Origin of the sequence: Cupriavidus sp. P-10 (assembly GCF_003402535.2) — a bacterium.
Lineage (GTDB): Bacteria > Pseudomonadota > Gammaproteobacteria > Burkholderiales > Burkholderiaceae > Cupriavidus.
On the sequence record NZ_AP025170.1, the window covers coordinates 197,936 to 214,192 of the forward strand.

General features: G+C 67.4%; 17 protein-coding genes and 1 riboswitch. Of the genes, 11 read left to right on the top strand and 6 right to left on the bottom strand.

Annotated features, from left to right (window positions below; genetic code table 11):
- Positions 1–10: 10 nt before the first annotated feature.
- Both CTP10_RS00920 and thiD read right to left on the bottom strand, forming a co-directional pair.
- Positions 11–445: a PGDYG domain-containing protein gene (locus CTP10_RS00920; protein WP_116316910.1), complete on the bottom strand. Its 435-nt coding sequence runs from the start codon at positions 443–445 to the stop codon at positions 11–13.
- A 7-nt stretch (positions 446–452) separates the two neighbouring features.
- On the bottom strand, positions 453–1,289 hold the full coding sequence (thiD, locus tag CTP10_RS00925; RefSeq protein ID WP_199414491.1) for a bifunctional hydroxymethylpyrimidine kinase/phosphomethylpyrimidine kinase: 837 nt from the start codon (positions 1,287–1,289) through the stop codon (positions 453–455).
- 58 nt (positions 1,290–1,347) lie between these two features.
- Positions 1,348–1,441, top strand: a riboswitch (S-adenosyl-L-homocysteine riboswitch).
- A 119-nt stretch (positions 1,442–1,560) separates the two neighbouring features.
- Between thiD and ahcY the strand changes: the two genes are divergently transcribed.
- From ahcY to CTP10_RS00945, 4 genes are all read left to right on the top strand, one after another.
- Positions 1,561–2,994, top strand: a complete 1,434-nt coding sequence (gene ahcY, locus CTP10_RS00930) for an adenosylhomocysteinase (protein ID WP_116316912.1) — start codon at positions 1,561–1,563, stop codon at positions 2,992–2,994.
- Positions 2,995–3,088: 94 nt separating this feature from the next.
- A complete protein-coding gene (locus CTP10_RS00935) occupies positions 3,089–3,439 on the top strand; it encodes a phage holin family protein (protein ID WP_116316913.1) in 351 nt (116 codons plus the stop codon).
- Positions 3,440–3,479: 40 nt separating this feature from the next.
- Positions 3,480–4,310: a methylenetetrahydrofolate reductase [NAD(P)H] gene (metF, locus tag CTP10_RS00940; protein ID WP_116316914.1), complete on the top strand. Its 831-nt coding sequence runs from the start codon at positions 3,480–3,482 to the stop codon at positions 4,308–4,310.
- Positions 4,311–4,431: 121 nt separating this feature from the next.
- Positions 4,432–5,175 carry a Mut7-C RNAse domain-containing protein gene (locus CTP10_RS00945; RefSeq protein ID WP_116316915.1) on the top strand — a complete coding sequence of 248 codons (744 nt, stop codon included), beginning with the start codon at positions 4,432–4,434 and terminating at the stop codon, positions 5,173–5,175.
- Positions 5,176–5,214: 39 nt separating this feature from the next.
- Here the strand turns inward: CTP10_RS00945 and CTP10_RS00950 are convergent, their stop codons facing one another.
- Complete coding sequence (locus tag CTP10_RS00950) at positions 5,215–5,832, bottom strand: 5-formyltetrahydrofolate cyclo-ligase (RefSeq protein ID WP_116316916.1); 618 nt, start codon at positions 5,830–5,832, stop codon at positions 5,215–5,217.
- Between the two features lie 109 nt (positions 5,833–5,941).
- On the opposite strand from CTP10_RS00950, the gene CTP10_RS00955 reads away from it, so the two are divergent.
- From CTP10_RS00955 to CTP10_RS00970, 4 genes are all read left to right on the top strand, one after another.
- The gene (locus tag CTP10_RS00955; RefSeq protein ID WP_116316917.1) at positions 5,942–7,897 is read left to right on the top strand and encodes a lytic transglycosylase domain-containing protein; all 1,956 of its coding nucleotides are present in this window, start codon (positions 5,942–5,944) and stop codon (positions 7,895–7,897) included.
- A gap of 106 nt (positions 7,898–8,003) precedes the next feature.
- Positions 8,004–9,026: a complex I NDUFA9 subunit family protein gene (locus CTP10_RS00960; RefSeq protein ID WP_116317794.1), complete on the top strand. Its 1,023-nt coding sequence runs from the start codon at positions 8,004–8,006 to the stop codon at positions 9,024–9,026.
- Between the two features lie 159 nt (positions 9,027–9,185).
- Entirely contained in the window at positions 9,186–9,875 is a 690-nt protein-coding gene (locus CTP10_RS00965; protein WP_116316918.1) for a glutathione S-transferase family protein, read from the top strand.
- A 57-nt stretch (positions 9,876–9,932) separates the two neighbouring features.
- Complete coding sequence (locus CTP10_RS00970) at positions 9,933–11,180, top strand: multifunctional CCA addition/repair protein (protein ID WP_116316919.1); 1,248 nt, start codon at positions 9,933–9,935, stop codon at positions 11,178–11,180.
- An 18-nt stretch (positions 11,181–11,198) separates the two neighbouring features.
- Here CTP10_RS00970 and CTP10_RS00975 read toward each other — a convergent pair whose 3' ends face one another.
- Positions 11,199–11,393, bottom strand: a complete 195-nt coding sequence (locus tag CTP10_RS00975) for a DUF2905 domain-containing protein (RefSeq protein WP_116316920.1) — start codon at positions 11,391–11,393, stop codon at positions 11,199–11,201.
- A 15-nt stretch (positions 11,394–11,408) separates the two neighbouring features.
- On the bottom strand, positions 11,409–12,611 hold the full coding sequence (locus CTP10_RS00980; protein WP_116316921.1) for a class I SAM-dependent methyltransferase: 1,203 nt from the start codon (positions 12,609–12,611) through the stop codon (positions 11,409–11,411).
- Positions 12,612–12,626: 15 nt separating this feature from the next.
- Here CTP10_RS00980 and CTP10_RS00985 point away from each other — a divergent pair, with 15 nt between their 5' ends.
- From CTP10_RS00985 to ttcA, 3 genes are all read left to right on the top strand, one after another.
- A complete protein-coding gene (locus tag CTP10_RS00985; RefSeq protein WP_116316922.1) occupies positions 12,627–13,475 on the top strand; it encodes an SDR family oxidoreductase in 849 nt (282 codons plus the stop codon).
- Positions 13,476–13,572: 97 nt separating this feature from the next.
- Positions 13,573–13,977, top strand: a complete 405-nt coding sequence (locus CTP10_RS00990) for a dihydroneopterin aldolase (RefSeq protein ID WP_116316923.1) — start codon at positions 13,573–13,575, stop codon at positions 13,975–13,977.
- Between the two features lie 145 nt (positions 13,978–14,122).
- The gene (ttcA, locus tag CTP10_RS00995) at positions 14,123–15,064 is read left to right on the top strand and encodes a tRNA 2-thiocytidine(32) synthetase TtcA (RefSeq protein ID WP_116316924.1); all 942 of its coding nucleotides are present in this window, start codon (positions 14,123–14,125) and stop codon (positions 15,062–15,064) included.
- Between the two features lie 76 nt (positions 15,065–15,140).
- On the opposite strand, the gene CTP10_RS01000 is transcribed toward ttcA, so the two are convergent.
- Positions 15,141–16,244, bottom strand: coding sequence for a DUF6279 family lipoprotein (locus CTP10_RS01000; protein WP_233527933.1), 1,104 nt, complete (start codon positions 16,242–16,244; stop codon positions 15,141–15,143).
- Positions 16,245–16,257: the final 13 nt, after the last annotated feature.

Below are 16,257 nucleotides of genomic sequence, written 5' to 3' on the forward strand. Positions count from 1 at the left end.
AAGCGGCCGCTCAGTCCTGCAGCGGCCGGTACACCTGTTCGAACCTCGCGCGCTCGGTGATGCCATAGTCACCGGGCGCGTATTGCATCAGCCAGTCGCCCGGCTTGCCGTGCAGCACGTCGCCACCGGCGCTGCGTTCGATGCTGAAGGCCTCGTGCATCTCGCGCGCCAGCACCGGGATTGGTTTGTTGCGGTAGGTGCCGTCCTGGCCGTGCTCCAGCGGCGGGATGGCGTCGTACTTGGGATCGAAGCGGTCGCGCGACACGCACCAGCGGTCGCCGGCGGGGCTGGTGATCAGTGCATCGCCGGGCTGGTAGCGGTTGGGGCCTTCGCGGCTGATCAACTCGCCAGCCTCGGTGGCGAACGCCACGTCGACCACTTCATGCTTGAGGTAGAACGCGGCGTCGGGATCGCTGCGCAGGTCGATATGGGTGAGCCTCGGCATCTGGCGCTCAACCCAGCGCGCGCGGCGCGAAGGCGTGGTTCAGCGGGCCGTTGCCGCTGCCCAGCCGCAATCCCGCACCGGCCGCGATCGCCTGCGCCACATAATCCAGCGCCTTGCCCGCCGCATCTTCCAGCGCATCACCGCGCGCCAGCTGCGAGGCGATCGCCGCCGCCAGCGTGCAGCCGGTGCCGTGCAGGTTGCGGGTTTCGACGCGCGGATGCGTGAACACGCGCACGGTGCCGTCCTTGAGCATCAGCAGGTCGTCGAGCCCGCCGGCGATGCCTGCCGCGCCATCGTCTTCCAGATGGCCGCCCTTGAGCAGCACGGCCGGGCAGCCCATCGCGATCAGGTCGGCGGCGGCCTGTTCCATCTCGGCGCGGCGCGCAATCCTGCGGCCCAGCAGGTAGGAGGCCTCGGGCAGGTTGGGCGTGACCAGCAGCGCGCGCGGGAACAGCAGCCGCACCATGGCCTGCGTGGTGGCGTCGTCCGACAGCGTTGCGCCGGAAGTCGAGATCATCACCGGGTCCACCACCAGCTTGCGGATGCCATGCCGATCCGCTGCAGCGGCCACCGCTTCGACGATGGCGGCCGTGCCCAGCATGCCGGTCTTGGCCGCATCCACGCCGATATCGCTGGCGACCGCGTCGATCTGCGCGGCGACCATGTCGGCCGGGATCGCATGCACGCCGGTCACGCCCAGCGTGTTCTGCGCGGTGATCGCGGTGATGGCGCTCATGCCGAAGCAGCCCAGCGCGGAGAAAGTCTTCAGGTCGGCCTGGATGCCGGCGCCGCCGCCGGAGTCGGAGCCGGCGATGGTCAGGGTGCGGGGTGGCGTTGGGGTCATCTGTGAGAAATCAAGGAGGGGCCGGTGCGCAAGGCGGCCGGGCACGCTACAATACCGCCACTCCGAGGAGCGTTGCAACGGATGCGGTAGGCAAAAAGTGCCACCCCATGCATCCGCCAGGCTCGGACTGTCTTCAACGGCGCTCGCTGATCCGTGGTTTGCACGGAGGCGAGTCGACCTATCCGCCCGCTGCGCATGCGCCATTGCCATGCCGCCGCCGCCAGATCTCCCGTACTCGTCACCTGCGTGCCACTCTTCACCGGAGTGAAACATGAACGCCGTGACCGACCTGAAGCAAGACTACCTCGTCGCCGACATCAACCTGGCCGGCTGGGGCCGCAAGGAAATCGCCATTGCCGAGACCGAGATGCCCGGCCTGATGGCGATCCGCGATGAATTCGCTGCCGCGCAGCCGCTCAAGGGCGCGCGCATCGCCGGCTCGCTGCACATGACGATCCAGACCGCCGTGCTGATCGAGACGCTCAAGGCACTGGGCGCCGACGTGCGCTGGGCCTCGTGCAACATTTACTCGACGCAAGACCACGCTGCCGCGGCCATCGCCGCCGGCGGCACGCCGGTGTTCGCCTTCAAGGGCGAATCGCTGAAGGAATACTGGGACTTCACGCACCGCATCTTCGACTGGGCCGATGGCGGCACGCCGAACATGATCCTGGACGACGGCGGCGACGCCACGCTGCTGCTGCACCTGGGCGCGCGCGCCGAGAAGGACCAGTCGATCATCGCCAAGCCGGGCAGCGAGGAAGAAACCTACCTGTTCGCCGCGATCAAGGAAAAGCTGGCCAGGGATCCGAGCTGGTATAGCCGCAACCTCGAAGCCATCCGCGGCGTGACCGAGGAAACCACCACCGGCGTGCACCGCCTGTACCAGATGGCGCAAAAGGGCGAGCTGCGCTTCCCGGCGATCAACGTCAACGACTCGGTCACCAAGAGCAAGTTCGACAACCTGTACGGCTGCCGCGAATCCCTCGTGGACGGCATCAAGCGCGCCACCGACGTGATGATCGCAGGCAAGGTCGCCATCGTGGCCGGCTACGGCGACGTGGGCAAGGGCAGCGCGCAGGCGCTGCGCGCACTGTCGGCGCAGGTCTGGGTGACCGAGATCGACCCGATCTGCGCGCTGCAGGCCGCGATGGAAGGCTACCGCGTGGTGACCATGGACTACGCCGCCGAGCATGGCGATATCTTCGTCACCTGCACCGGCAACTACCACGTCATCACGCATGACCACATGGCCAAAATGAAGGACCAGGCCATCGTCTGCAACATCGGCCACTTCGACAACGAGATCGACATCGCCTCGATCGAGAAGTACGAATGGGACGAGATCAAGCCGCAGGTCGACCACGTCAAGTTCCCTGCAGTTGGCGACAAACCAAGCAAGAAGCTGATCATCCTGGCCAAGGGCCGCCTGGTGAACCTGGGCTGCGCCACCGGCCACCCGTCGTACGTGATGAGCAGCTCGTTCGCCAACCAGACCATCGCCCAGATCGAACTCTGGCAGGAACGCGACAGCGGCAAGTACCCGGTCGGCGTCTACACGCTGCCCAAGCACCTGGACGAGAAGGTCGCGCGCCTGCAGCTGCGCAAGCTGAACGCGCAGCTGACCGAGCTGACCGAACAGCAGGCTGCGTATATCGGCGTGAAGAAGGAAGGCCCGTACAAGGCGGATCACTACCGCTATTGATGCGCGCAGGCCGGCAGGACTCCCTCTCCCGCTTGCGGGAGAGGGGCAGGGGAGAGGGGAGGAACACCGCCATTGAGCCAATCAAGGAGCCGTCATGAGACTACTGGTCGTCTGGGTCATCAACGCTGTCGCGCTGTTCGTGCTGCCATACATCATCCCGTCGATCCACATCAAGAGCTTCGGCTCGGCGATGCTGGCGGCGCTGGTGCTGGGCCTGGTCAACACGCTGATCCGGCCGATCCTGGTGATCCTGACGCTGCCGGTCACGCTGCTGACGCTGGGGCTGTTTATCTTCATCATCAACGCGCTGCTGTTCCTGTTCGTCGGCAACCTGCTGTCAGGATTTACGGTTGGCGGTTTCTGGGCGGCGCTGCTGGGCTCCATCCTGTACAGCGTGATTTCGTGGCTGCTCGCCAGCCTGCTGCTGGGCAACCGCGACGACTGACCTCATTTCGCGCGCCGCGCAAACGCGGCGCGCCACCATCATGCAAGATCGCTACTTCAGCTTTGAATTCTTCCCGCCCAAGACGGCGGAGGGCACGGAGAAGCTGCGCAACACGCGTGCGCAGCTGGCCCCGCTCAAGCCCAAGTACATCTCGGTGACGTTCGGCGCCGGCGGCACCACGCAGCAGGGCACCCTCGACGCCGTACTGGAAATCCAGCGCGAAGGCATCGAGGCCGCGCCGCACCTGTCGTGCGTGGGCTCGTCGCGCGAGAGCATCCGCGCCATCCTGCAGCAGTACCGCGACGGCGGCATCCGCCATATCGTCGCGCTGCGCGGCGACATGCCCTCGGGCATGGGCGAGATCGGCGAGTTCCGCTATGCCAACGAGCTGGTGGAGTTTATCCGGGCCGAGACCGGCGACTGGTTCAATATCGAAGTCGCCGCGTACCCGGAATATCACCCGCAGGCGAAATCGCCGCGCCACGACCTGGACAATTTCGTGCGCAAGGTCAAGGCCGGTGCCAACTCGGCGATCACGCAGTACTTCTACAACGCCGACGCGTACTTCCGCTTTGTCGACGACGCGCGCGCGCTGGGCGTGGAAGTGCCGATCGTGCCGGGCATCATGCCGATCACCAATTACTCGCAGCTGATGCGCTTCTCCGAGATGTGCGGCGCCGAAGTGCCGCGCTGGGTGGCCAAGCGGCTGGAGAGCTTCGGCGACGACCGTGAATCGATCCGCGCCTTCGGCCTGGACGTGGTCACCGCGCTGTGCGAGCGGCTGCTGGCCGCGGGCGTGCCGGGGCTGCATTTCTACACGCTCAACGCGGCCGGCGCGACCAAGGCGATCTGGCAGCGGCTGAAGCTGTAAGGAACGCCGCTTCGAGCCTGGCTGGCTGGCAAGGTGTCCTCCCTCTTCCCTCATGGGAAGAGGTGGCCTGGTGCAGGCGTGTACGCTCCCACGCCCCCTCAATCGGTGCCATACTCGCCCCATGGTCACCGCCACCTTCCGCTTCTACGAGGAACTGAACGACTTCCTCGCGCCGGACCAGCGCCGGCGTGACCTGCCCTGCGCGTGCGCGCGCGCCGCGACTGTCAAGCACATGATCGAGGCGCTGGGCGTCCCCCACACCGAGGTCGAGCTGATCCTGGTCAACGGCGAGTCCTCCGTCTTCGAGCGCCAGCTGCGGGATGGCGACCGGGTCTCGGTCTATCCCAAGTTCGAACGCCTCGACGTCACGCCGCTGCTGCGCGTGCGCGAACACCCGCTGCGCGTGATGCATTTCGTTGCCGATGCGCACCTGGGCGGCCTTGCGCACCTGCTGCGCATGACCGGCTTCGACACCCTCTACGACAACCACTTCGAAGACAGCGAGATCGAGCGTATCGCGGTCGACGAAGGCCGCGTCGTGCTGACGCGCGACCGCGAACTGCTGAAGCGCCGCGGCATCACGCACGGCTGCTATGTGCGCGCGCTCAAGCCGCGCCAGCAGGTGCGCGAGATCTTCGCGCGGCTGGACCTGGCGCGCAGCGCGCGGCCGTTCTCGCTGTGCCTGGACTGCAATGTGCCGCTGCACGCGCTGGATGCAGCCGCGGCGGCCGGGCGCGTGCCCGACGGCGTGCTGGAGCGGCACCGCAGCTTCGCCACCTGCGACCAGTGCCGGCGGGTATTCTGGGAAGGCTCGCACTGGCGCTGCATGCGCGCGCTGGTGGACGAGCTGGTGCAGGCCGGCTGAGCTCAGGCTTTGCCCGCACGCTGCCGTCACCCTCTCTGGCTAGAACGTCCCGGCCTCGGTGACGATCCAGTCCATCGCCACGTCATGCGGCTGCGCAGGCAGCGCGATGCGGCACGCTTCATAGCCGATGCCGATCGCCACGGGCCGATGCGCCAGCGCGGCCAGCGTGCGGTCGTAGAAGCCGCCGCCGTAACCCAGGCGGAACTTGTCCGGGCTGAAACCGACACAGGGAATGAGCAGCGCGTCGGGCGTCACGGCCTCGGTGCCGTCTGGGATCGGGATGCCATAGTGGCCCCTGGCCATCGGCGTGTCCGGGTCCCACAGATGGAAGTCCAGCGGCGCGCCGGGCCGGCTCACCGCCGGCAGCGCGGCCTGGCGCCCCGGCACGGCCGCAAGCCAGTGCGCGACCGCGCCGCGCGCGTCGAACTCCTGCTGGATCGGCCAGTAGAAGCCCAGGCAGCGCACGGCCAGGCCCGCCAGCAGGTCGGACAGCGTGGCGGCGATGCGCGCATCGGCATCCTCGCGCGAGGGCAGGCCGGCACGCAAGGACAGCAGGCGCGCACGCTGCGCGCGGCGGTCTTCGGCGGGGTCGATTTGCGAACTGGCGGGCGAGGTGGCGGGCAAGGTGGCGGGCGAGGTGGCGGAACTTGAGGACATGGCGTGGGATAATGCCCGCGTCCGAACCAACACGGACGGCGGAAGCTGCTGCGGCCCTTGCCTTGCATGGCGGGTACCGGCGCCGCCGTCATCGACAAGGAAGCAAAGAATGCTGAAGGGAGTATATCTGCAGCGTGCCGGGCGGGCCGCCTGGATCGCCATGGCATGTGCACTGCTTGTCACGCCGGTCCATGCGCAGAAGCGCCCGCAGGCGCCCGTGCGCCAGCAGCAGCCGGCGGTGATCCCGAGCGATCCGGACGAGGCCTTCGCCGCGCTGCGCGAAGCGGCGCGCAAGAACGACGTCGAGCGCGCCTATGCGATCTCGGCCACCCTGGTCGACTACCCGATTCCGTCGTACGTCGAGTACTTCCGCATCAAGCCGCAGATGTTCGACGCCAGCGGCCTGGCGCGCATCGACGCGCCCGACGATCAGGTGCGCGCCTTCCTGCAGCGCTACAAGGGCCAGGCCATCGCCGACCGCATGCGCAACGACTGGCTGCTGGTGCTGGGCAAGAAGCGCGACTGGGCCAATTTCGATGCCGAGTACCCGCAGTTCGCGCTCAAGGACGACACCCAGGTCGAATGCTATGCGCTGCTGTCGCGCGCGCTCAAGGGCCAGAACGTTGCCGCCGAGTCGCGCCAGGCGCTGAGCGATCCGCGCTATTTCGGCGAAGGCTGCGTCGACCTGATCGGCTACCTGGTGCAAAGCCAGCAGATCCAGCGCAGCGATGTCGCCTTCCAGGCGCGGCTGGCGCTGGAGCAGAACTACCTCACGCTGGCCGGCAAGATCGCCGCGCTGCTGCCCGATGCCCGCGTCGACGGCGACGCGCTCGCCACCATCGTCAAGATGGCGCGCACCGACCCCAACCAGGCCGTCGCCTACCTGGGTACCGCCCAGGGCACGCTGTCGCGCGACGAGCAGGGCGCCGCCTGGGGCGTGATCGGCCAGTTCGCGGCCAAGAAGCTGATGCCGGAAGCGGCAAACTACTACCGCCGCCAGATGGACCTGGGCGGCAACCAGTGGCTGTCCGACGACACCCAGGAATGGCGCGTGCGCGCCGCGCTGCGCCAGGGCGACTGGAAGCAGGTGCGCCAGGCGGTCGAGCTGATGCGTCCCGAGCTGCGTGCCAAGGATCCGGCGTGGCTCTACTGGTATGGCCGCGCGCTCAAGGCCGAAGGCCGCGACACCGAGGCGCAGCAGAATTTCCAGCAGATCGCCGGCCAGTTCAATTTCTACGGCCAGCTCGCCAGCGAAGAACTGGGCAACCGCATCACGCTGCCCGCGCGCACGACGGTCAGCGATTCCGAGGCCAATGCCATGCGCTCGCGCGCCGGCTTCCAGCGCGCGCAGAAGTTCTATGCGATGAACATGCGCTTCGAGGGCAACCGCGAATGGAACTGGGAGCTGCGCGGCATGAACGACCGCGAACTGCTCGCCGCGGCTGAATACGCGCGCCGCCTCGAATTGCTCGACCGCACCGTCAACACCGCCGACCGCACCCGCAACGAGCATGACTTCGCGCTGCGCTTCCTGATGCCGTACCGCGACATCATGCAGCGCGCGACCGACGATGTCGGGCTCGACATGGCGTGGGTCTACGGCCTGATCCGCCAGGAATCGCGCTTCCTCATGAGCGCGCGTTCGTCGGCCGGCGCACACGGCCTGATGCAGGTGATGCCGGCGACGGCCAAGTACGTGGCGCGCAAGATCGGCATGAACGATTTTTCGCCGTCGATGATGGGCGATCCGAACATCAACATCCTGCTCGGCACCAATTACCTGAACATGGTGCTGACCGACCTGGACAGCTCCTGGACGCTGGCATCGGCCGCGTACAACGCCGGTCCGGGCCGGCCCAAGACCTGGCGCAGCACGCTGGCGCGGCCCGTGGAAGGCGCGATCTTTGCAGAGACCATCCCGTTCAATGAAACGCGCGGCTATGTGAAGAATGTGCTTTCCAACGCCACGTACTATGCTGCATTGATGAGTGGCCGGCCGCAGTCGCTGAAATCGCGCCTGGGTACGGTCGCGCCGTCGCCGGTGACCACCACCAGCCTGCCCTGACGGGCACCCGACGGGACGGGCCGCTGGTGTGCAGTGCCGGGCGCGTTGCGGCGGCCCGGCTGGCGCAATGCGCCGCGACGTGCAGTTCACTTTGCACGGAGGCATCATGCAGACCAGCAACGTCCTCGTCATCGGTGGCGCCGGCTTTATCGGCAGCCACCTTGTCTCGCGCCTGGCCGGCGCCGCCTCTGCCTCGGGTGCGCCTTTAGCCCCGGGCAGCAATCCGGATTCACCGATCGCCCCCGACCGCATCGTGGTCGGCACCCGCAACGTCGAGCACGCACAGCACCTGTTGCTGCTGCCGCGCGTCGAGGTGGCGGAGCTGGGGCTGGCCGACAATGCCGCGCTCGATGACGCCATCGGCTCGCTCGGGGTTGACGGCATTGTCGTCAACCTGGTGGGCGTGCTGCACGGCGAGCGTGCCGATCCCTATGGCGACGCCTTTGCCAGCGCCCATGTGGAAATGGTGCGGCAGATCGTCGCTTCGTGCCTCTCCACCGGCGTGCGCCGGCTGTTGCATATGAGCGCGCTCGGCGCCGACAGCAAGGGGCCGTCGATGTACCTGCGCAGCAAGGGCGACGGCGAGCGCATCGTGCGCGCCAGCGGGCTGGAATGGACCATTCTCCGCCCGTCGGTGGTGTTCGGCCCCGATGACCATTTCCTCAACCTGTTCGCGCAGATGCAGCAGATGGCGCCCATCGTGCCGCTGGCCTGCGCGCAGGCGCGTTTCCAGCCGGTATTCGTACAGGACGTGGTGCAGGCCTTCCTCAATGCGATGGTCAACCCGGCCACCATCGGCCGTGGCTATGAACTGGGTGGCCCGCAGGTCTATACGCTGGAAGAACTGGTGCGCTTCGCCGGCCGCGCTTCCGGCCATCCGCGCCCGGTGATCGCGCTGCCGGATGCGCTGGCGCGGGTGCAGGCGACCATCATGGAACACATGCCGGGCGATCCGCTGCTGTCGCGCGACAACCTCGACTCGATGCAGCTGGACAACGTGCTCGAACATCCGGTCGCGCCGGAGCTGGACCTGCATCCGGCCAGCCTGGAATCGGTGATGACCGACGCGCTGGCCGGGCGCAACCGCGATGCAGCGCTGACCTCGATGCGAGCCAGCGTGCACCGCTGAAGGGCGGGTGGGCGGCGGGCCGCGGGTGGCCTATGTGACCCATTTTCGGATCGTTTGCGAGTGCAATTCACTTTGAGGCAGGCTGGCGCGCTGGCAAAATGACCGGTCCGGCGCGCCGCCGCCGCCGTCTCCCTTCGCCTCCTCCCCCAAGGACCTACGATGAAGCTCGTCATCGGCAACAAGAATTACTCCTCCTGGTCGCTGCGCCCCTGGCTGCTGCTGCGCCAGGCCGGCATTGAATTCGAAGAGGTACAGGTGCGCCTGTTCACCGGCAGCTTCGCCGCCGAGATCGCGCGCTATTCGCCTGCCGGCAAGGTACCGGCGCTGGTCGATGGCGACGTCACCGTGTGGGACTCGCTGGCGATCGCCGAATATGTGGCCGAGCGCTTCCCGGAAAAGACGCTGTGGCCCGCCGACCGCGCCGAGCGTGCGGTGGCGCGCGCGGTTTGCGCCGAGATGCATTCCGGCTTCGGCAACCTGCGCAGCCAGTTGCCGATGAACGTGACCGCGGTGCTGCCCGGATGCGGCTGGAACGTGGCCGTGCAGCGCGACGTCGACCGCATTGCCGCGATCTGGGGCGGGCTGCGCCAGCAGCATGGTGCGCGCGGGCCGTTCCTGTTCGGCGAATTCACCGTGGCCGACGCCTTTTTCGCGCCGGTGGTGAGCCGCTTTGCCACCTATGGCATCCACCTGCCGGAAGACGCCAAGGCCTATGCCGACTTCATGCTGGCGCTGCCGACCATGCAGGAGTGGATCGCCGCCGCACACGAGGAGCGCGATTTCCTGGCCGACGACGAGCCCTACCGCGTGTCCCCCGACCGGCCCGACGCGATCATCGTCAACCACTGAGCCATGCAGCCGGCGCCGGGCATCTGCCCTGTGCCGGCACCAGAAGAGGCCACAACGATGCAGGTGTATGCCGTCGGCGGCGCGATCCGCGACGAACTGCTGGGCAAGCCCAGCCAGGACCGTGACTACGTAGTCGTCGGCGCGACCCCGCACGAGATGGAAGCCGCGGGCTATCGTCCCGTGGGCAAGGATTTCCCGGTCTTCCTGCATCCGCGTACCCATGAGGAATACGCGCTGGCACGCACCGAGCGCAAGACCGCGATGGGCTACAAGGGCTTCGCCTTCTACTGCGAGCCCGATGTCACGCTGGAAGACGACCTGGTCCGGCGCGACCTGACCATCAATGCGATGGCGCGCGAGGTCGATGCCGACGGCAACCTGGTCGGCCCGGTGATCGACCCGCACGGCGGCCAGCGCGACCTGCAGGCCCGGCTGTTCCGCCACGTCTCCGATGCCTTCGCCGAAGACCCGGTGCGCATCCTGCGGCTGGCGCGCTTCGCCGCGCGCTTCCACGGGTTCACCGTCGCCGCAGAGACCCAGCGCCTGATGCGCGAGATGGTGACGGCCGGAGAGGTCGATGCGCTGGTGCCCGAGCGCGTCTGGCAGGAGCTGGCGCGCGGCCTGATGGAAGCGCACCCGTCGCGGATGTTCGAGGTGCTGCGCGACTGCGGCGCGCTGGCGCGCTTGCTGCCCGAGCTTGACCGCCTGTGGGGCGTGCCGCAGCGCGCCGACTTCCACCCGGAAGTCGATACCGGCGTGCACGTGATGATGGTGATCGACACCGCCGCCGCAATGGGCGTGCCGCTGCCGGTGCGCTTTGCCGCGCTGGTGCACGACCTGGGCAAGGGCACTACGCCCGAAGACGTGCTGCCGCGCCATACCGGCCATGAGCTGCGCAGCGTCAACCTGCTGGAAGAGGTCTGCCTGCGGCTGCGCGTGCCCAACGATTGCCGCGACCTGGCGCTGGTGGTGGCGCGCGAGCACGGCAATATCCACCGCTCGCTGGAATTCAGCGCCGCTGCGGTGGTACGGCTGCTGGAGCGCTGCGACGCGCTGCGCAAGCCCGGCCGCTTCGCGCTGGCGCTGCAGGCGTGCGAGGCCGACAAGCGCGGGCGCAAGGGCTTCGAGCACAGCGACTATCCGCAGGCGACGCGGCTGCTGGCGGCGCGCGAAGCCGCCGCCGGCGTCGATGCCGGTGCGATCGCGCGCGCCTGTGCGGACGACGTGGGGCAGATCAAGGACCGCGTCCATGCGGCCCGCGTCGCGGCCGTGGCGCAACGGCTCGGCGAGCACGCACCGGATTGAGAAGCCGCGGCGCCGCTCCTACAAGAGCTTGCCGATCACCAGCGCCACCAGCGACAACAGGATCGTCGAAGCAAACGGCAGCACGAACTCCCGCCCGAACAGGCGGAAGCGCACGTCCCCCGGCAACCGTCCCAGCCCGATCTTCTGCAGCCACGGCAGCGCCGCGGACAGGATGATCACGCTCAGGAAGATGGTGAGGGTCCAGCGCAGCATGGCGTTGCCTTTGGCTTACAGGGTGTGGCAGCGGTCGCCGCGGGCGAAGCCGGCCAGCGGCTCGCTCTGGTCCGTGCCGTCGTCGAGGCCCCGCGTCAGCGCGATGACCTTGAACAGCTCGCCCATCTCCGCTTCGGACAGCAGCTTTTGCACGGCGTTGGCTTGCGGCAGGAAGGCGCGCGCATCGGACGGGTCCAGCGCCATCAGCAGCTCGGTGATGCCCGCGTTCATCAGGAAGCGCGCCTGCGAGGCAAAGCCCGATACGGTCAGCCCGGTTTCCACCGCGGCGGCGGCGATGCCGCTGAAATTGACGTGCGCGGTGATGTCCTGCAGGCCGGGGTAGAGGAACGGGTCCGGATGCGCGTGATGGCGGTAGTGGCACATCAGCGTGCCGCCGGCGCGCTGCGGGTGGTAGTACTCGGCGGCGGGAAAGCCGTAGTCGATGAAGAAGGCGGTGCCGCGCGCCAGCATCGCGCCGACGGCACGCGTGAAGCCCTCGGCTTCGGCATGGGTCTCGGTGACGACATCATGGTCGCCGGCAATGTCGCGCAGCATTGCGGGCACGTCGGCATCGGCGAGCAAGCGGTCCTCGAAGCGGAATGCCGTGGCCGCGCCGGTTTCGGCGCGGGCCACGCCGCGTTCGTGCCAACGGCCACCAACGCGTGCGTAGAGCTGCACCGGCATCGCATCGAGCACTTCGTTGCCGACGATGACGCCCTCGAAACTGTCGGGCAGCGCGTCCAGCCAGCGCACGCGCGCTGCCAGGTGCGGGGCGCGCTGCGCCAGCGTTTCCTGCTGGCGTGCGCGCAGCTCGCCGGACAGTTCGACGATCGCGTATTCCTGCGGCAGCTGGCCTTCCTGCTCCAGCCCCAGCAGCAAGTCCGCGGCCAGGCGGCCGGTGCCGGCGCCGAACTCCATCATCCGCGGCAGGTCTTGCGCCACCAGTGGCGCGACCTGGCGCGCCAGCGTGCGCGCGAAGAACGGGCTCAGTTCCGGTGCGGTAATGAAGTCGCTGCCGTCGCGGGCATCGCGCCCGAACTTGGCCGAACCGCCGCTGTAGTAGCCCAGGCCGGGCGCGTACAGCGCCAGCGCCATATAGCGGTCAAAGCCGATCCAGCCGCCGGCCGCATCGATCGATTCGCCAATACGGGCTGTAAGGGTATCGGAAGCGGCCTGCGCGTCGGCGGGGGGAAGGGGTAAACTAGCGGCTTTCTGCATCCCGCGATTGTAGCAATGCCCGCATCCGATACCCCGGCACCCGCTGCCGCCAATCCTGCCGCCGCCCAGACCGCTGCCCGCGGCGTCGCCCTCGTCACCGGCGGCGCGCGTCGCCTGGGCCGCGCCATTGCGCTGGAACTGGCAACGCAAGGCTGGGACGTGGCCGTGCATTGCCACCGCTCGGTCGACGAGGCCGAGGCGCTGGCAACCAGGATCCGCGCGCTCGGCCGCCGGGCCGCGGTGCTGCGCGCCGACCTCGCAGACGAGGCCGCCACCGGCCGCCTGATCGCGGACTGCATCGCCGCGCTGGGCTTGCCGACCTGCCTGGTCAACAACGCCTCGCTGTTCCAGTATGACGTGGCGACCAGTTTCTCGTATGCGTCGCTCGATACGCATATGCGCACCAATGTGGCGGCGCCGCTGCTGCTGGCGCGCGAGCTGCACAAGGCGCTGGCCGCCGCTGCCCCGGGCGGCGACAAAGACAAGGCGGCCGAACCGCGCGGCGTGGTGATCAACCTGCTCGACCAGAAGCTGGACAACCTGAATCCCGATTTCCTGTCGTACACGCTGTCCAAGGCCGCGCTGCAGACCGCCACGGTGCAGCTGGCGCAGGCGCTGGCGCCGCGCATCCGCGTGGTCGGCGTGGCGCCGGGCATCACGCTGGTGTCGGGCGAGCAGTCGGAGCAGAGCTTCCGCCGCGCGCATCGCGTGACGCCGCTGGGCCAGTCCTCGACGCCCGAGGATATCGCCCAGGCGGTGGCCTATATGGCGCAGGCGAAAGCTGTCACCGGCACCACGCTGTATGTGGACGGCGGCCAGCACCTGATGCCGCTGGCGCGCGACGTGATGTTCCTGACCGAGTAAGCTGGCGCCTGTACGCCAAGGCACGCCGGAAAACCGTACCCTGATGTGCCGTGCCCGCCCGGCGCGGCGTTTCCATTTCTAGTCTTTTCTCCCAGCCATGACCATGCTCGCCGCTCTTTCCCACCCCAGCCTGCAGGACTGCCGACGCATGTTCCTGCGCAACTATGAAGTGCAGATCAATATCGGCGTGCATGAGTTCGAGAAGAAGGGCGAGCAGCGCGTGCTGATCAATATCGACCTGTTCGTGCCGCTGGAAGAATGCACCCCGCACGCCGACAAGCTCGACGAAGTGGTTGACTACGACTTCATGCGCAACACCGTGGCCGAGCGCATGGCGCAGGGCCACGTCCACTTGCAGGAAACGCTGTGCGACGACGTCGCGCGCGCCATGCTCAAGCACCCCAAGGTGCGCGCCGTGCGCGTGTCGACCGAGAAGCCCGACGTGTACCCGGACTGCGATTCCGTGGGCGTCGAGGTGTTCCAGATCAAGCAGGGCGCCTGAGGCGGTATTTGCGGTATTTGCGGCATTTGCAGTATCTGCGGCATTTGCCTGGCGCCTGCAGCGTGCGGGCGCCTAAAGTAGAATGTTGCCCCTTCGCGCGCTGCCGGCCATTCCATCCGGCAGGCGCCATGCAACAGGATGCTTCATGAGCCACTCGAACAATTTCTACCGCCTCGAGACGAGGCTGCAATCGCAAACCGGCAAGGCCATCGGCGACTTCGGCATGATCGAGGACGGCGACACCGTGCTTGTCTGCATGAGTGGCGGCAAGGACTCGTACACCATGCTGTCGGTCCTGATGGCGCTGCAGAAGCGCGCGCCCATCAAGTTCAAGCTGATCGCGATGAACCTGGACCAGAAGCAGCCGGGTTTCCCGGAGCATGTGCTGCCTGAATACCTGAAGTCGGTGGGCGTGGAGTACCTGATTGTCGAGGCGGACACGTACTCGATCGTCAAGGAGAAGGTGCCCGAGGGCAAGACGACCTGCTCGCTGTGCTCGCGCCTGCGCCGCGGCGTGATCTACCGCACCGCCAAGGAGCTGGGCGCCAACAAGATCGCGCTGGGCCACCACCGCGACGACATCGTCAACACCTTCTTCCTGAACATGTTCTTCGGCGGCAAGATGAAAGCCATGCCGCCCAAGCTGGCCACCGACGACGGCGCGCATATCGTGATCCGCCCGCTGGCGTACTGCTCGGAGAAGGACATTGCGTCGTACGCGCGCGCGATGGAATTCCCGATCATCCCGTGCAACCTGTGCGGCTCGCAGGAAAACCTCCAGCGCAAGAAGGTCAGCGAGATGCTGCAGGAGTGGGAGCGGCAGAACCCGGGCCGCATCGACAATATCTTCTCGGCGCTGCGCAACGTGGTGCCTTCGCACCTGGCCGATACCGAGCTGTTCCCGTTCACGGGGCTGGCCACGGGCCTGGCCAAGGTGGACGAGGCCTCGCTGTTCGGTGAGACCACCTTCCAGCAGCAGCCGCTGGTGTTCGCGGGCAGCCTGGAAGAGAACCGGATGGAGTTCGTGCGCTTCGAGCGTCCGCCGGCATCCGCGCCCGAGGCGGAGCAGGCCGGCGCGCCGCAGTAACTGCCGCCACATAGCCAAAATGCCCGCGCGAGCGGGCATTTTGCATTGAGGGTGGCCGAAACCCGGTGGCCGAATCCTAGTTCGTCGCCGCGGACTGCACCGGGGCGTTCGCCTTTTCCCGCATCAGCGCGTTGGTATCGTCGATCCACTTCTGGAACCGGTCCTGCGCATGCGCCTTCTGTTGCGGCGTGGTCATGTTGGCGATTGCCACCGTCAATGCGATCCCGGCGGTGGTGCTGGCATCGTGGCGCGCCGCCTGCTTGGCCGGCGGGTTCTGCCAGTAGTCGCGGAAGCGCCGCAGCAGGTCTATCACCTGCGGCTTGGACGGCTGCGTGGTTTGCACGTAGCGCACCATCTTCAGCCATTCCTGCTGCCGCGCCACCCGCTCGGCATAGCGCGCCTCGGCGCTGTCGACCACGGGCAGTATCGCCTCACGGATCTGCTTTTCCTGCTCGCCGGAGAAGCCGCCATAGACCAGCCGCGCGTAGTCCATCACCTTGTCGAAGCGGGCATCGACCCGCTCGGCCGGATTCGGGTTCAGGAATTTCTTGCGGTACTTGGCGTTGCCCTCGGCGAATTTCTTCTCCATGCGGGCGATCTGTTCGGGCGTCAGGGTCAGCAGCAGGTCGGCCATGTCGGGCATGGCCTGCTCGTAGGAGCGGCGTGCAAGCTGCTGCGAGGCGTCCTGGAAGTGCTCGACCATGGCCGGCGTCACCGGCTGGCGGACCTCGGCCTTGGCCTGCTGCAGCAGGCCCGAGATTTCAGGCAGCTGAGCCTTGCGGTGCCAGGCAAAGAAGCGCGCGATCGCCTCGCGCGTGAGCGGCTCCTGGGCGGAAGTGACGTCGACATAATTGTCGATCCACCAGTACGCCAGCCGGTCACCCTGCTGGTACCCGAGTTTCATCGCGTTGCACGCGCACAGCGCCGCCGCGCTGAAAATCACCAAAATCCGCCGCGCCCACCTATTGTGAAATTCGGAAACAGCGCGGCCTTGGGCAGAAAACGCCATGTTAAAATCGGCGCGCATTGCAGCAGGGCCCTCCCGAGCGCCGCCAGCCCAAGACTGGCAAGGGTTTGCGGGTTTCCGCACCGACTGGGCCCGGGCCTGCAGCCAAGCTGGGCGGCGCAGTCCGCGAATCACCCGGTTGGCGTTTTCCAGAATATTTTCGGACACACTCACTTAGGGGTCTCCT

Coding starts and splice junctions, on each gene's coding strand:
- CTP10_RS00920 (WP_116316910.1), bottom strand. CDS start 445: ATGCCGAGGCTCACCCATATCGACCTGCGCAGCGATCCCGACGCCGCG.
- thiD (WP_199414491.1), bottom strand. CDS start 1,289: ATGACCCCAACGCCACCCCGCACCCTGACCATCGCCGGCTCCGACTCC.
- ahcY (WP_116316912.1), top strand. CDS start 1,561: ATGAACGCCGTGACCGACCTGAAGCAAGACTACCTCGTCGCCGACATC.
- CTP10_RS00935 (WP_116316913.1), top strand. CDS start 3,089: ATGAGACTACTGGTCGTCTGGGTCATCAACGCTGTCGCGCTGTTCGTG.
- metF (WP_116316914.1), top strand. CDS start 3,480: ATGCAAGATCGCTACTTCAGCTTTGAATTCTTCCCGCCCAAGACGGCG.
- CTP10_RS00945 (WP_116316915.1), top strand. CDS start 4,432: ATGGTCACCGCCACCTTCCGCTTCTACGAGGAACTGAACGACTTCCTC.
- CTP10_RS00950 (WP_116316916.1), bottom strand. CDS start 5,832: ATGTCCTCAAGTTCCGCCACCTCGCCCGCCACCTTGCCCGCCACCTCG.
- CTP10_RS00955 (WP_116316917.1), top strand. CDS start 5,942: ATGCTGAAGGGAGTATATCTGCAGCGTGCCGGGCGGGCCGCCTGGATC.
- CTP10_RS00960 (WP_116317794.1), top strand. CDS start 8,004: ATGCAGACCAGCAACGTCCTCGTCATCGGTGGCGCCGGCTTTATCGGC.
- CTP10_RS00965 (WP_116316918.1), top strand. CDS start 9,186: ATGAAGCTCGTCATCGGCAACAAGAATTACTCCTCCTGGTCGCTGCGC.
- CTP10_RS00970 (WP_116316919.1), top strand. CDS start 9,933: ATGCAGGTGTATGCCGTCGGCGGCGCGATCCGCGACGAACTGCTGGGC.
- CTP10_RS00975 (WP_116316920.1), bottom strand. CDS start 11,393: ATGCTGCGCTGGACCCTCACCATCTTCCTGAGCGTGATCATCCTGTCC.
- CTP10_RS00980 (WP_116316921.1), bottom strand. CDS start 12,611: ATGCAGAAAGCCGCTAGTTTACCCCTTCCCCCCGCCGACGCGCAGGCC.
- CTP10_RS00985 (WP_116316922.1), top strand. CDS start 12,627: ATGCCCGCATCCGATACCCCGGCACCCGCTGCCGCCAATCCTGCCGCC.
- CTP10_RS00990 (WP_116316923.1), top strand. CDS start 13,573: ATGACCATGCTCGCCGCTCTTTCCCACCCCAGCCTGCAGGACTGCCGA.
- ttcA (WP_116316924.1), top strand. CDS start 14,123: ATGAGCCACTCGAACAATTTCTACCGCCTCGAGACGAGGCTGCAATCG.